Genomic DNA, 13,432 nt, shown 5'->3' on the forward strand with positions numbered 1-13,432 from the left:
GCACAGCACATGGAATACATCGCAACTGAATCGTCTGACGCAAAGCTGGATGACTCACCCCATCCTTGCGGAACGAATTCGACGTCAGAGCCGGGCGCCGTCCTGGCTCTGCAGCTGCGGAAGCGCGTATCCGGATCCAGCGACTGGCGCGTCGGCAGAGGCGCTTAGCGTGCGAGAAATTGTGCGGTTGCGGCCGGTCCGCTTCGCTTCGTAAAGTCGCCCATCGACCCGCTTGTACAGGCTCGGCCAGCTATCTCCCAGCTGCAACGTCCCCACGCCGAAGCTCGCAGTGACCTGCCTCGCTCCACCCGGGACGGCAAAGCCGTTCTGCTCGATCGCGATCCTCAACCGTTCGGCATAATCAACCGCTTCCTGTTCGTCCGTATCCGGAAGGAACACCGCAAATTCCTCGCCGCCCAGCCGCCCGACGATGTCGCGTTTGCGCGACGCGTTGCGCAGCATGCGCCCCACCTCCCCAAGGACATCGTCTCCAACGTCATGACCGAGGGTGTCGTTGATGCTCTTGAAGTTGTCGATGTCGCACAAGGCGAGCGCAGCACGGCTCGGTCCGTGTTTGCGCAGATGGGCGGATACCCGTTCTTGAAAGCCGCGCCGGTTCAGGATGCCGGTCAACAGATCGAGATCGCGTTCACGACGAAGATCGTCGATCATGTCGGACACCGCCGCGGCGAGGATGGCCAGCGCCAGGCCGGCGCCGAGCACGGCGAGCGAAAGCTGGAGTGCCTGCCAGAACGTTGAATTGCTGAACGCGGTTCTGTCGACCGGCGCGGAAAATCCGACCGTGAGCAGGGTTCGCGGAAAAAAATGCAAACCAAACAGCAACAGCACCCAGAACAGAGCCCGATCGACATAAGGCCCGCGCGCCAATGCGGTGAGCCGCCCCGCTGTGATCAGCATCAGGAGGCCGTAGCCGAAATTCTGGATGTAGACCCGGGCGATGAGACTGCGATCGATATAAAAGAAATAGGCGAGCAGAAGAACGAAGCCGGCAAGGATTGCCATGTCGATGACCGGACCGAGCCCCTTCCCCGAACGCACCAGGATGCCCTCCACAGCGGCTATAACCGCCGACGTGTAGAGCGCGCCCGAGACGATGGCATTGGGCCCCGCGCCGGGCGGCCAACTCAAAATCTGCGACATCGCGCCGAGGGCAAACAGGACGCACGCGCCGGCCAGTAAGAGCAGGTAGTTGCGCTTCTTCTCGACGAGCCACGCGCAGACGAAGGCAGCTCCGAAGACAAACAATATTCCCGGCGTTATCAGTTGGAGCGTAGTTCTGACGATGACCCCATTCATCTCGCTCAAACTTTCCAATAGGCCCAGGTCGTCGTGACGCACGGCTTGGGCACCGGTACCTCGTAGCCAGAGAACACTATCAAATTTGACCGGAAATGCCTCAAATGCGAGTCGATTGACGGGAACCGGGTTCGTCACGCCCGACGTCAAAGGCCGCGAATGCATCGTCAGCCGCCCGGCTCGCAAGAACAGACGATGGCCGGGTCATCTCGCGAAGCCGCGCTTCGCGCTTTGCACAGCCAAGACGTGGGAGAGTCTGTCGCCCAACTCATACGTCATACACGGGCTTGACCCACGCACCCATCTTCCCCGACAAAGCCTCCACACAATACGCAGCGCCGTTGCGCACTCATCAAGAACAACACCGTTCACAACTGCGCGAACAGACCGCGGAGGAACTGCCAGCCATGACCACACCCAAGACACCGACGTATCCGTTCGAGCGCAGCCACTCCATTGTGATCGCGGCTGCGCCCGAAGCTGTGTTCGACTACGTCACCAATCCGAAAACATGGCCGCAATGGCTGCCCTCCTCGCACGACATCGACTGCGAGGATCGCCCGATGCGTTTCGGCGACACGTTTCACGAGCACTGGTCGACGCGGTCGGGCCCTGTCGCGCTGGACTGGCTGGTGATCGCCTGCGAGCGTCCGCGGCTGTGGATCGGCCTGACGCATATGAGCGTCACCGGCCCGATCGTCGTGCAATATGTGTGCGATGTGGCGGATGGCGGGACGAAGTTCACGCGCACGGTGCGCAACCCGGCGCGGCCGAAGACACCAACAGCGGAAATGATTGCGCGGATCGACGAGGAAGCGGAGTTGGGATTAGGGAATATCAAGAGGATTGTGGAATCTCGTGCATAAGGCTGCGGCCTGAAGGCCGCACAAACTTCATATGCACTTCACGACTTAACTATGTAGGAGCGGCGGCCGATTCTCTGTTGCCTTCTGACAATAGTTGCGGACGCGCTTCGCGCGCAGGAATCTTTCTTTAAGAATTCAGCGATACGGTTCTCTCAAGCGGTTCATGTATTGCGTACCGCTAGCAGGTTGAGATCCGCCGGAGCGACCCGGCGGATCGTCCTCGCTTTTCGTGAGAACGCTGCCTCACCATATAGACCGACGTCGAACGCGCAGTCTCTTACCCCTGCTTCTTCACGTCCTTGATATCCGAGAACACGATCCCTTCCGCGCGTTCCTTGGTGTAGTTCAGATAGAAGTCGTTCTTCGCCAGGAATACCGGATCTCCGTCGACGTCGTCGGCGACGCCGGAATTGTTGTTGGACATGAAGGTTTCGAGCTTCTTCTTGTCCTCCGACGAGATCCAGCGCGCCAGCGAGAATTCCGAGACTTCGAAACTGACCGGAAGCTGATATTCAGCGTCGAGCCGTGCCTTCAGCACGTCGAGCTGCAGCGGGCCGACGACGCCGACCAGGGCCGGCGCGCCGTCGCGCGGGCGAAACACCTGCACGACGCCCTCTTCCGACATCTGCTGCAAGGCTTCCTTCAGCTTCTTGGCCTTCATCGCGTCACCGAGGCGCACACGACGCACGATTTCCGGCGCGAATGACGGCACGCCGATGAAGGTGATGTCCTCACCATCGGTCAGCGTGTCGCCGATCCGCAGCGTGCCGTGATTGGGAATACCGACCACGTCGCCGGCATAGGCCTCGTCCGCAATGGCGCGGTCCTGCGCGAAGAAGAATTGCGGCGACGACAGCGACATGTTCTTGCCGGTGCGCACGAGTTTGGCCTTCATGCCCCTTGTCAACTTACCCGAGCACAGCCGCGCAAAGGCGATGCGGTCGCGGTGGTTGGGATCCATGTTGGCCTGGATCTTGAACACGAAGGCCGACATCCGGGGCTCGTCGGCCTCGATCTTGCGCAAATTAGATTCCTGCGCGCGCGGCGACGGCGCGAAACGGCCGAGGCCTTCCAAGAGATCGCCGACGCCGAAATTGCGCAGCGCGCTGCCGAAATAGACCGGCGTCATATGGCCCTCGCGGAACGACTGCAGGTCGAACGGCTTCGAGGCTTCCTTCACCAGTTCGAGTTCGTCGGCGACCTCGCTGGCATCGAGATTGGGGTTGCGGCCGGCCAGATCGGCAATCTTGATCTTCTCGGCGGCACCCGTCTTGGCGCCGCCGCCCTCTAACAGGCGGATGCCGCCGGTCTCGATGTCATAAGTGCCCATGAAATCGCGGCCGCGGCCGACCGGCCAGTTGATCGGCGTGGTGTCGAGCGCCAGCGTCTTCTCGATCTCGTCCAGCAGATCGAAGACATCGCGGCTCTCGCGGTCCATCTTGTTGACGAAGGTGATGATCGGGATGTCGCGGAGGCGACAGACCTCAATCAGCTTCAGCGTGCGCGCCTCGATACCCTTGGCGGCGTCGATCACCATGACAGCCGAGTCGACCGCGGTGAGCGTGCGATAGGTGTCTTCCGAGAAGTCTTCATGGCCCGGCGTGTCGAGCAGGTTGAAGACGTGGCCCTGGAATTCGAAGGTCATTACCGAGGTGACGACGGAGATGCCGCGGTCGCGCTCGATCTTCATCCAGTCGGAGCGCGTGTTGCGGCGCTCGCCCTTGGCCTTGACCTGGCCCGCCAGATTGATGGCGCCGCCGAACAGCAGCAGCTTTTCGGTCAGCGTGGTCTTGCCGGCGTCAGGATGCGAGATGATCGCGAAAGTGCGGCGGCGGGCGACCTCATTGGCAAGCGGGGAACGCGCGGCTGAGTCGGCGGAAAGGGCGATATCGGACATAAACGTGCCTGTGGCAGGGAAAACGGGCGCAATCAAGGGATTTTGGGCGGGAAACTGGCCGAAGTGGCGACCATCGGCCGCGTTGCGATCCGGCTGCGTCGCCTTCATATAACCCCTGCGAGGACGACCTCCAAATCATCATCATCCGCAGGGACGGCCCTGCCTGTTTACAGGGGTCATCCCATGGCTTGGCTATTGTTGTTCGTTGCGGGTTTGCTCGAAGTCGGCTGGGCCGTCGGCCTCAAATATACCGAAGGCTTCACCCGCCTCGTCCCCTCCGTCCTCACCCTCATCAGCATGACCGCGTCCGTCGGCATGCTTGCCCTCGCCCTCAAGGAACTGCCGATGGGAACCGCCTATGCGGTGTGGACCGGCATCGGCGCCGTCGGCACCGCGGCGCTGGGCATGTACCTGTTCGGCGACCCGGCAACGGTGGCACGGATCACCTGTATCGGGCTGATCGTGGCGGGCATTGCCGGGCTGAAGCTGGTGTCCTGACCTGCGTCAGATAAAGCTCAGATGCAGCAGCTTCACGATCCACCAGGTCGCGGCGGCGACGATTGCCGCGGCCGGGATCGTGATCACCCAGGCATAGACGATCGAACTTGCCACGTTCCAGCGCACCGCTGATACGCGACGGGCTGCGCCGACGCCGACGATGGCGCCGGTGATGGTGTGGGTGGTCGAGACGGGAACGCCGAGGAACGTCGCCGCAAACAACGTCGCAGCGCCGCCCGTCTCCGCGCAAAACCCCTGCATCGGCGTCAACTTGGTGATGCGCAGGCCCATGGTGCGGACGATGCGCCAACCGCCCATCAGCGTGCCCAGCGCCATCGCCGCCTGACACGACAGCACGACCCAGAACGGCACCGAGAACTCGGTGCCGAGGTGGCCCTGCGAGTACAGCAGCACCGCGATGATGCCCATGGTCTTTTGCGCGTCGTTGCCGCCATGGCCGAGTGAATAGAGCGAAGCCGAGACGAATTGCAGGATGCGGAAGGCGCGGTCCACGGCGAAGGGCGTCGAGCGCACCGAGGCCCATGACACGATAGCCACCAGCACCAGCGCCAGCAGGAAGCCCACCAGCGGCGACAGCACGATGGCCAGCAGCGCCTTGGACAGCCCGGTCCACAAGGCTGCCGAGAGACCTGCCTTGGCAACACCTGCCCCGAGCAAGCCACCGATCAGCGCATGCGACGAGCTCGAGGGAATGCCGAGGCCCCAGGTGATCACGTTCCAGACGATGGCACCCATGAGCGCTGCGAAGATCACCGCGGGATCGATGACGCTGGGCTCGATGATCCCCGTGCCGATGGTGTTGGCGACATGCAGACCGAACACCAGGAAGGCGATGAAGTTGAAGAATGCCGCCCACAGCACCGCATATTGCGGCCGCAGCACACGCGTCGAGACGATCGTCGCGATCGAATTGGCAGCGTCATGCAAGCCGTTGAGAAAGTCGAACAGCAATGCGATGGCGATGAGGCCGATCAGCACCGGAAAGGCGAGCGTGGCGTCCACCTGATGGCCCTGCCTTATACTTGTTCGATGACGATGCTGTTGATCTCGTTCGCGACGTCGTCGAAGCGGTCGGCCACCTTTTCAAGGTGCTTGTAGATCTCGGCGCCGACCACGAAATCCATGGTGTTGGCGTCGCGATGCTTGAGAAACAGCTCCTTGAGCCCGATGTCGTGCAGATCGTCGACGCGGCCTTCGAGCTTGCCGACCTCCTCAGTGATCGCGGTGAGCAGGCCGACGTTGTCGCCGATGGCGCTCATCAGCGGCACGGCGCGACCGACAAGGTTGGCACACTCTACCAGCAGCGTGCCGATTTCGCGCATCGGCGGCTCGAACTGGCGCACCTCGAACAGCATCACCGCTTTCGCCGTCTGCTGCATCTGGTCGATGGAATCATCCATCGCCGTGATGAGGTTCTTGATGTCGACGCGATCGAACGGCGTGATGAAAGTGCGGCGAACGGCGGTCAGCACCTCGCGGGTGATGGCGTCGGCGTCGTTCTCGAACTGGTTGACGCGCTGACAGTAGACCGGCGTCTCGTCGCCGCCTTCCAGCATCCCCGCAAGCGCCTTGGAGCCCTCGACCACGGTCACTGAATGGCGGGCGAACAGGTCGAAAAACCTTTCCTCCCGGGGCAGAAAGGACCGGAACCAACGCAGCATCATCTCATCCAACTGTCAGGAAAACGCAGCGACCGGACCGCCAGATGGCGGACATGGTCCCGCGGGGCCACCGCCGGCGGCCCTGTGTCACACGGATGTCATAAAGCATTTCCGGCCAAGACGGGCAATCGCGCACCTTTTAGGCCCGATCATCCACCGCTTTATGACAGCCTGCTTTTCCTGAGGCAGTGCTTGGATTTAGAGCGACCGCTTGAAGTAATGCGCGATTTCGCCATTCACGCTGCGGCGGAAAGTCGACCACAGCCCCTCGACAGCTACGCCCTGTAGGCGACCCAGCCCCGGAACGTGAACCCGGCATAGAAAAGGGCGATGTCGGTGAAGCCCGCGTCCCGCAGCAGGGCTTCGTCCTGCTCCGGCGACAGCAGCGGCAAGCGTTCGCCGATCGCCGAGATCGCATTCTCCGCATTGGCGGCCGGCACGCCGGATGCCGCCGCAAAAGCTGCGTAACGGGACAACCATCTGGCCTTTTCTCCGTCGTGCTGGGGAAAGCTGTGGTGGGCGACAACGAAGGGAGCACCCGGCTTGAGCCGCCGGTGCACCTCGGCCAGCGTGCGTCGACGCTCCTCCTCCGGGATGAAATGCAGGGTCAGGATGCAGGTCGCCGCATCGAACGGCCCCTCGGGCGCGCCGTCGATATAGCCTTCATGGAGATCGACGCGCGATGCAAGCGGACCGAGCATGCGCTTGGCCAGTCCCAGCATCTCGGCCGATGGATCGACGCCGCAAAAACGCCATCCAGGCCGCATCGCCGCGAATGCTTTCAGCTCCAGTCCGCCGCCCGCGCCAAGCACGAGCACATGGGCGTCGTCCGGCGCTCGTTCCGCAAGGAGAATACCCGCCATCTGCTGCAGCCCAAGGAAGCCCGGCACTTGCCGCACCGGGCCTTCTGCATAGCGTGCCACCGCCTCCGGATCGGAGAAGTAGGACAACGGCGAACTACAGCGACCGTTTGAAGTAATGCGCGATTTCGCCGATGACGCCGCGGCGGAAGGTCAGCACGCAGACCACAAAGATCACGCCCTGGATCACCGTCACCCACTGGCCGAAGCCGGCGAGGTATTGCTGCATGGCGATGATCACGAAGGCGCCGACCACGGGACCGAACAGCGTACCGAGGCCGCCGACCAGCGTGATCAGCACGATTTCACCGGACATGCTCCAGTGCACGTCGGTGAGCGAGGCGTTCTGTGCGACGAACACCTTCAGTGCGCCGGCGAAGCCCGCCAGCGTGCCGGACAGGATATAGGCCAGCAGCTTGTATTGATCGGTCTTGTAGCCGAGCGACACCGCACGCGGCTCGTTCTCACGGATCGCCTTGAGCACCTCGCCAAATGGCGAGTTGATGGCGCGGTAGATGATCAGGAAGCCCAGCGTGAAGCCGGCGAGAATCACGTAATACAGCGTGACCGGCTTCGAGAGATTGAACAGGCCGAACAGCGTGCCCTGCGGAATGCCCTGGATACCGTCTTCACCATGGGTGAACGGCGTCTGCAGATAGACGAAGTACAGGAGCTGCGACAGCGCCAGCGTGATCATGGCGAAGTAGATGCCCTGACGACGAATGGCGATCAGGCCGGTGACGACGCTGAGCGCAGCGGCGGCGACGACACCAACGACAATGCCCAACTCGGGCGTCAGGCCCCACACTTTCAGCGCATGCGCCGTGCAGTAGCCGGCGGTGCCCAGGAACATCGCGTGGCCGAAGGACAGCAGACCGCCATAGCCGATCAAAAGGTTGAAGGCACAGGCGAGTAGCGCGAAGCAGAGCGCCTGCATCACGAAGAACGGATAGACGCCAGTGAGCGGCACGACCAGCAACAGTGCGGTCATGATCGCAAAGGCGACCATCTCGTCTTTGACTGTGCGGCGGGGTGACGGAATGGCGTTTTCAGTGATCGTTGTCATATCAGGCAGCCCGTCCCGTCAGTCCGGAAGGTTTCACAAGGAGCACCAGCACCATCAGCACGAAGACGACAGTGTTGGAGGCCTCGGGGTAAAAATACTTGGTCAGCCCCTCGATGATGCCGAGGGCGAAACCGGTGATGATGGATCCCATGATCGAGCCCATGCCGCCGATCACGACGACCGCGAACACGACGATGATCAGGTCCGCGCCCATCAGCGGGCGAACCTGGTTGATCGGCGCCGACAGCACGCCGGCGAGTGCCGCGAGACCGACACCGAGACCATAGGTGAGCGTGATCATCAGCGGCACGTTGATGCCGAAGGCGCGGACAAGCGTGGGGTTTTCGGTGGCGGCGCGCAGGTAGGCGCCGAGCCGTGTGCGCTCGATCAGGAACCAGGTCGCGATACAAACGATGAGCGAGAAGATCACCACCCAGCCGCGATAGATCGGCAGGAACATGAAGCCGAGATTCATGCCGCCTTTCAGCGCATCCGGGATCGCGTAAGGCAGACCCGACGAGCCGAAATAGTTCTGGAACACACCCTGGATGATCAGCGCCAGACCGAATGTCAGCAGCAGGCCATAGAGATGGTCGAGATTGGCGATCCATTTCAGCATAGTGCGTTCCATCACCATGCCGAACAGGCCGACCGCCAGCGGCGCCAGGATCAGCGCCGGCCAGTAGCCGATGCCGGCCAGATTGAGCAGGAAGTATGCCGCAAACGCGCCCATCATATAGACGGCGCCATGGGCGAAATTGATGATGTTCAGCATGCCGAAGATCACGGCGAGGCCGAGACTTAACAGCGCATAGAACGAGCCGTTGATGAGTCCGACCAGCAATTGCGCAGACAGGGCCTGTAGATTGATCGACATGTTGTTCTCAACTCTTATCGCAGGAAAGTCTTGGCCCGGCAGCGCGGCGCCGCCGGGCCAACGATCTTATTTCTTCAGCAGCGCACAGGTGCTCTTCTCGATCGGTGTAAAGGCCTGATCGGCTGGCACTGTACCGGCAAGCTTGTAGAAATCCCACGGCGCCTTCGATTCCGACGGCTTCTTCACTTCGAACAGATAGCCCGGGTGAATCTTGCGGCCATTGGCTTCGATCTTGCCCTGCCCGAACAGCGGATCATCGGTCGGCAATTCCTTCATCTTGGCAACGATCTTCGCGCCATCATGCGGATTGCTGCCGAGCGCTTCCAGCGCCTTGAAGTAGTGGATCAAGCCGGCATACACGCCCGCCTGCACCATCGACGGCGGAGCGCCGTTCTTCATGCGCGCTGCGAACTTCTTGGAGAAGTCGCGGGTCTTGTCGTTCAGGTCCCAGTAGAAAGTCTCGGTGAAGCTGAGGCCCTGTGCGGTTTCAAGACCGATCGCCTTGACGTCGGTGATGAACAGCAGCAACGCCGCGAGCTTCTGACCGCCCTTGGCGATGCCGAATTCAGCCGCCTGCTTGATCGAGTTGGTGGTGTCGCCGCCGGCATTGGCCAGACCGATGACCTTGGCCTTCGACGACTGCGCCTGCAGCAGGAAGGAGGAGAAGTCCGCGGTGTTGAGCGGATGCTTGACGCCGCCGACCACCTTGCCGCCCGAGGATTTGACGACTTCCGAGGTATCGCGCTCCAGCGCGGCACCGAAGGCGTAGTCGGCAGTGAGGAAGAACCAGCTGTCACCGCCGGCCTTGACCATCGCCTGCCCGGTCGAATGGGCGAGCATGTAGGTGTCGTAGGTCCAGTGCACGGTGTTCGGCGAACACTGCGCATTGGTGAGATCCGACGTCGCGGCGCCCGAATTGATGTAGACGCCGTTCTTCTCCTTGACGATGTTGTTCACCGCCAGTGCCACGCCGGAATTCGGCACGTCGACGATGGTGTCGACCTTGTCGACGTCGAACCACTGCCGCGCGATGTTGGAGCCGATATCCGGCTTGTTCTGGTGATCGCCGGAGATGATGTCGATCTTCCAGCCCTTGGCCATCAGACCGGAATCCTCCGCCGCCATCTGCGCGGCCAGGGTCGAACCCGGGCCGCCGAGATCGGCATAGAGACCGGACTGATCGCTGAGTGCGCCGATCTTGACGGTCTTGTCCTGGGCCATGGCGATGCCCGCCATGGCCAGCGAAAGCGCCGTGCCAAGAAGTGCGGTTGAAATCTTGTTTTTCATGACTTCCTCTCAATGATTTGGACGACGGGCTTCTAAATTAGGTCTTCTTCAAAAGCGGACAAGCACTCTTGTCGAGCGGCGTGAAGGCCTGATCGGCAGGGATCGTCGCCACCAGCTTGTAGTAGTCCCAAGGTCCCTTCGACTCCTCGGGCTTCTTCACCTCGAACAGATAGGCCGGGTGCAGCTTGCGGCCGTTCGGCTGGATCGTGCCCTTGCCGAAGATGATGTCGTCGGTCGGAGCCGCCTTCATCGCATTGATGATCTTCAGGCCGTCATGGGGGTTGCCGCCCATGGCGTCGAGCGTCTTGAAGTAATGGATCAGGGACGAATAAACGCCGGCCTGCACGGTGGTCGGCATGTTCTTGTTCTTCATGCGCGCCTGGAAGCGCTTGGAGAACCCGCGCGTGCCGTCGTTGAGATCCCAATAGAACGTCTCGGTAAAGCTCAGACCATTGGCGACCGGAAGTCCGAGCGCATGGATGTCGGTGATGAACATCAAGAGACCAGCCAATTTCTGCCCGCCCTTGATGATACCGAATTCCGACGCCTGCTTGATCGAGTTGATGGTGTCGCCGCCGGCATTGGCGAGGCCGATCACCTTGGCCTTGGACGCCTGCGCCTGCAGCAGGAACGACGAAAAGTCCGCCGTGTTGAGCGGCGGCCGGACGCTCCCGATGATCTTGCCGCCCTTCGCAGTGACAGCGTTGGTGGTATCGCGCTCCAACGCGGTGCCGAAAGCATAATCCGCCGTCAGGAAGAACCAGGTGTCACCACCGTTCTTGACCATGGCGGAGCCGGTGCCGTTGGCGAGCTGATAGGTGTCGTAAGCCCAGTGAATGGTGTTGGGCGAGCACTGTGCGTTGGAGAGATCGGAGGTGCCCGATCCCGAATTCAGATAAACGCCGTTCTTTTCCTTGACGATATTGTTGACCACAAGGCCGACCGACGACGTCGGCACGTCGACGATGGTGTCGACCTTGTCGACGTCGAACCATTGACGCGCGATGTTGGAGCCGACGTCGGGCTTGTTCTGGTGATCGCCGATCACGACGTCGATCTTCCAGCCCTTGGCCAGGAGCCCGGAGTCCTCGACGGCCATTTGGGCCGCGACCACCGAACCCGGACCGGTCACGTCGGCATAAAGGCCCGACTGGTCGTTGAGCACGCCGATCTTGGCGGTCTTGTCCTGGGCGAACGCAAGCGAGCTTGCGCTCATCATCAGCGCAAAACCCAGCAGCGACGTCGAAACGACTTTTTTCATTCTGTGCTCCCTACCCGTATTGATGGTTGTGTCTATCGTCGGACCGTTGGCTCGGTCCGTTGTTCGATATTAGACGCCGAGATACGTATGCAGCTTGTCCATATTCGCCGAGAGCTCGGAATTGGCGAAGCCATCGATGATCTTGCCGTGCTCGACGATGTAGTAGCGATCCGCCACCGTGGCGGCGAAACGGAAGTTCTGCTCGACCAGCAGGATGGTGAAGCCCTCCGACTTCAGCCGCGCAATGGTGTGGCCGATCTGCTGGATGATGACGGGCGCCAGCCCTTCGGTTGGCTCGTCCAGCATCAGGAAGCGCGCGCCGGTGCGCAGAATGCGACCAATCGCCAGCATCTGCTGCTCACCGCCGGAGAGTTTTGTCCCCTGGCTGTTGAGACGCTCTTTCAGGTTTGGAAACAGCTCGAAGATCTGATCCAGAGACAATCCGCCCGGCCGGATCGTCGGCGGCAGCATCAGGTTCTCTTTCACGTCGAGGCTGGAGAAGATGCCGCGTTCTTCCGGACAGAATGCGATGCCCTGCTTCGCGATCTTGTCCGACGAGGTCTTGATGATCTCGTTGCCTTCGAACTTTATCGAGCCGGTGCGCTTGCCGATGATGCCCATGATGGACTTCAGCGTCGTAGTCTTGCCGGCGCCGTTGCGACCGAGCAGCGTGACGACTTCGCCCGGCTTCACGTTGAAATTGATGCCGTGAAGGATGTGCGACTCGCCATACCAGGCTTCGAGATTCTCGATGCTGAGAATTGGATTGCCAGTTGCTGCAGTCGTTGCCGGTGCGGCCATTGTGATCTCAGCCATGCCCGGCTCCCAGATAAGCTTCCTTGACGCGCTCGTCCTTGGTCAGATCAGCGTAGCTGCCTTCCGCAAGAACCTTTCCGCGAGTCAGAACGGTAATGATGTCCGACAGGTTGGACACGACGCTGAGGTTATGTTCGACCATCAGGATGGTGTATTTCGCCGAGATGCGCTTGATCAGCGCTGCGATCTTGTCGATGTCCTCGTGGCCCATGCCGGCCATCGGCTCGTCGAGCAGCATCATCTCGGGGTCGAGCGCCAGCGTGGTGGCGATCTCCAATGCCCGCTTGCGGCCATAGGGCATTTCCACGGCCGGCGTACTTGCGAATTCGCTGAGGCCGACATCGTCGAGCAGTTCAGCGGCGCGTTGATTGTACTGGTCCAGCACGCTCTTGGAGCGCCAGAAGTCGAACGACGATCCATGCTGGCGCTGCAGTGCAACACGGACATTCTCCAACGCCGTCAGATGCGGAAACACCGCGGAAATCTGGAACGAACGTACGAGGCCAAGGCGCGCCACGTCGGCGGGCGCCGTCGCGGTGATGTCCTTGCCCTTGTAGAAAATCTGGCCGGCGGACGGCTGCATGAACTTGGTCAGCAGATTGAAACACGTCGTCTTGCCGGCGCCGTTAGGGCCGATCAATGCGTGAATGGTGCCGCGGCGAACTTTGAGACTGACATCGCGGACTGCGAAAAAGCCCGCAAATTCCTTGGTCAATCCGTTGGTTTCGAGAATGAACTCATCGGTCAAGCAAATTTCCCCCATCGACCTTCCCGGCGTGTGTCTCCGCCAGTGGCCAACTTTTTGCGCAGCTGCATTTCGGGGAAAACTGAAAGTCATCCCCGCGCGGCCACATCGAGTGGCGCGAATATGCCGTCAACGCGACGGCGAACGCAAGGTGCAATGCGGCAGAATAGGGTGGACTGCCTGTCGCACCGACTTCGCCCTTAGTCGTAGGCAGTTAGCCCCCCTGCGCATACGGAAAGCAGAGTCCGCCTGCGACCGGT

The 13,432-nt window shown here is 61.3% G+C and carries 13 protein-coding genes; 2 read left to right on the top strand and 11 right to left on the bottom strand.

Annotation, left to right across the window (positions count from 1 at the left end; translation table 11 throughout):
- Positions 1 to 84: 84 nt before the first annotated feature.
- Positions 85 to 1,359, bottom strand: coding sequence for a GGDEF domain-containing protein (locus SFY93_RS20790; RefSeq protein WP_320444438.1), 1,275 nt, complete (start codon positions 1,357 to 1,359; stop codon positions 85 to 87).
- Between the two features lie 245 nt (positions 1,360 to 1,604).
- Here SFY93_RS20790 and SFY93_RS20795 point away from each other — a divergent pair, with 245 nt between their 5' ends.
- Positions 1,605 to 2,183: an SRPBCC family protein gene (locus SFY93_RS20795; RefSeq protein WP_320444439.1), complete on the top strand. Its 579-nt coding sequence runs from the start codon at positions 1,605 to 1,607 to the stop codon at positions 2,181 to 2,183.
- Positions 2,184 to 2,460: 277 nt separating this feature from the next.
- Here SFY93_RS20795 and SFY93_RS20800 read toward each other — a convergent pair whose 3' ends face one another.
- Positions 2,461 to 4,080: a peptide chain release factor 3 gene (locus tag SFY93_RS20800; protein WP_320447813.1), complete on the bottom strand. Its 1,620-nt coding sequence runs from the start codon at positions 4,078 to 4,080 to the stop codon at positions 2,461 to 2,463.
- A gap of 183 nt (positions 4,081 to 4,263) precedes the next feature.
- Here SFY93_RS20800 and sugE point away from each other — a divergent pair, with 183 nt between their 5' ends.
- Positions 4,264 to 4,578, top strand: a complete 315-nt coding sequence (sugE, locus tag SFY93_RS20805) for a quaternary ammonium compound efflux SMR transporter SugE (RefSeq protein WP_093758260.1) — start codon at positions 4,264 to 4,266, stop codon at positions 4,576 to 4,578.
- A gap of 6 nt (positions 4,579 to 4,584) precedes the next feature.
- Here the strand turns inward: sugE and SFY93_RS20810 are convergent, their stop codons facing one another.
- From SFY93_RS20810 to SFY93_RS20850, 9 genes are all read right to left on the bottom strand, one after another.
- Positions 4,585 to 5,601, bottom strand: coding sequence for an inorganic phosphate transporter (locus SFY93_RS20810; RefSeq protein WP_089263901.1), 1,017 nt, complete (start codon positions 5,599 to 5,601; stop codon positions 4,585 to 4,587).
- 14 nt (positions 5,602 to 5,615) lie between these two features.
- Positions 5,616 to 6,260: a DUF47 domain-containing protein gene (locus SFY93_RS20815; protein ID WP_089264630.1), complete on the bottom strand. Its 645-nt coding sequence runs from the start codon at positions 6,258 to 6,260 to the stop codon at positions 5,616 to 5,618.
- 275 nt (positions 6,261 to 6,535) lie between these two features.
- Positions 6,536 to 7,210, bottom strand: coding sequence for a class I SAM-dependent methyltransferase (locus tag SFY93_RS20820; RefSeq protein ID WP_320444440.1), 675 nt, complete (start codon positions 7,208 to 7,210; stop codon positions 6,536 to 6,538).
- A 7-nt stretch (positions 7,211 to 7,217) separates the two neighbouring features.
- The gene (locus SFY93_RS20825) at positions 7,218 to 8,186 is read right to left on the bottom strand and encodes a branched-chain amino acid ABC transporter permease (protein ID WP_320444441.1); all 969 of its coding nucleotides are present in this window, start codon (positions 8,184 to 8,186) and stop codon (positions 7,218 to 7,220) included.
- A 1-nt stretch (position 8,187) separates the two neighbouring features.
- Entirely contained in the window at positions 8,188 to 9,063 is an 876-nt protein-coding gene (locus SFY93_RS20830; protein ID WP_093761814.1) for a branched-chain amino acid ABC transporter permease, read from the bottom strand.
- Positions 9,064 to 9,129: 66 nt separating this feature from the next.
- Positions 9,130 to 10,350 (bottom strand): ABC transporter substrate-binding protein, encoded by a 1,221-nt coding sequence (locus tag SFY93_RS20835; RefSeq protein WP_120292249.1) that lies wholly within the window; start codon positions 10,348 to 10,350, stop codon positions 9,130 to 9,132.
- Positions 10,351 to 10,387: 37 nt separating this feature from the next.
- Positions 10,388 to 11,611 carry an ABC transporter substrate-binding protein gene (locus tag SFY93_RS20840; RefSeq protein ID WP_320444442.1) on the bottom strand — a complete coding sequence of 408 codons (1,224 nt, stop codon included), beginning with the start codon at positions 11,609 to 11,611 and terminating at the stop codon, positions 10,388 to 10,390.
- A gap of 69 nt (positions 11,612 to 11,680) precedes the next feature.
- A complete protein-coding gene (locus SFY93_RS20845; protein ID WP_089263896.1) occupies positions 11,681 to 12,427 on the bottom strand; it encodes an ABC transporter ATP-binding protein in 747 nt (248 codons plus the stop codon).
- Positions 12,420 to 13,175: an ABC transporter ATP-binding protein gene (locus tag SFY93_RS20850; protein ID WP_320444443.1), complete on the bottom strand. Its 756-nt coding sequence runs from the start codon at positions 13,173 to 13,175 to the stop codon at positions 12,420 to 12,422. Before SFY93_RS20850 ends, SFY93_RS20845 begins: the two co-directional genes overlap by 8 nt.
- Positions 13,176 to 13,432: the final 257 nt, after the last annotated feature.

Source organism: Tardiphaga sp. 42S5, from assembly GCF_034044155.1.
GTDB classification, from domain to species: domain Bacteria; phylum Pseudomonadota; class Alphaproteobacteria; order Rhizobiales; family Xanthobacteraceae; genus Tardiphaga; species Tardiphaga robiniae.

Excerpts from the sequence above, each read along its gene's own strand:
- SFY93_RS20800 (WP_320447813.1), bottom strand. The coding sequence starts at position 4,080 with ATGTCCGATATCGCCCTTTCCGCCGACTCAGCCGCGCGTTCCCCGCTT.
- sugE (WP_093758260.1), top strand. The coding sequence starts at position 4,264 with ATGGCTTGGCTATTGTTGTTCGTTGCGGGTTTGCTCGAAGTCGGCTGG.
- SFY93_RS20815 (WP_089264630.1), bottom strand. The coding sequence starts at position 6,260 with ATGCTGCGTTGGTTCCGGTCCTTTCTGCCCCGGGAGGAAAGGTTTTTC.
- SFY93_RS20825 (WP_320444441.1), bottom strand. The coding sequence starts at position 8,186 with ATGACAACGATCACTGAAAACGCCATTCCGTCACCCCGCCGCACAGTC.
- SFY93_RS20830 (WP_093761814.1), bottom strand. The coding sequence starts at position 9,063 with ATGTCGATCAATCTACAGGCCCTGTCTGCGCAATTGCTGGTCGGACTC.
- SFY93_RS20835 (WP_120292249.1), bottom strand. The coding sequence starts at position 10,350 with ATGAAAAACAAGATTTCAACCGCACTTCTTGGCACGGCGCTTTCGCTG.
- SFY93_RS20840 (WP_320444442.1), bottom strand. The coding sequence starts at position 11,611 with ATGAAAAAAGTCGTTTCGACGTCGCTGCTGGGTTTTGCGCTGATGATG.
- SFY93_RS20845 (WP_089263896.1), bottom strand. The coding sequence starts at position 12,427 with ATGGCTGAGATCACAATGGCCGCACCGGCAACGACTGCAGCAACTGGC.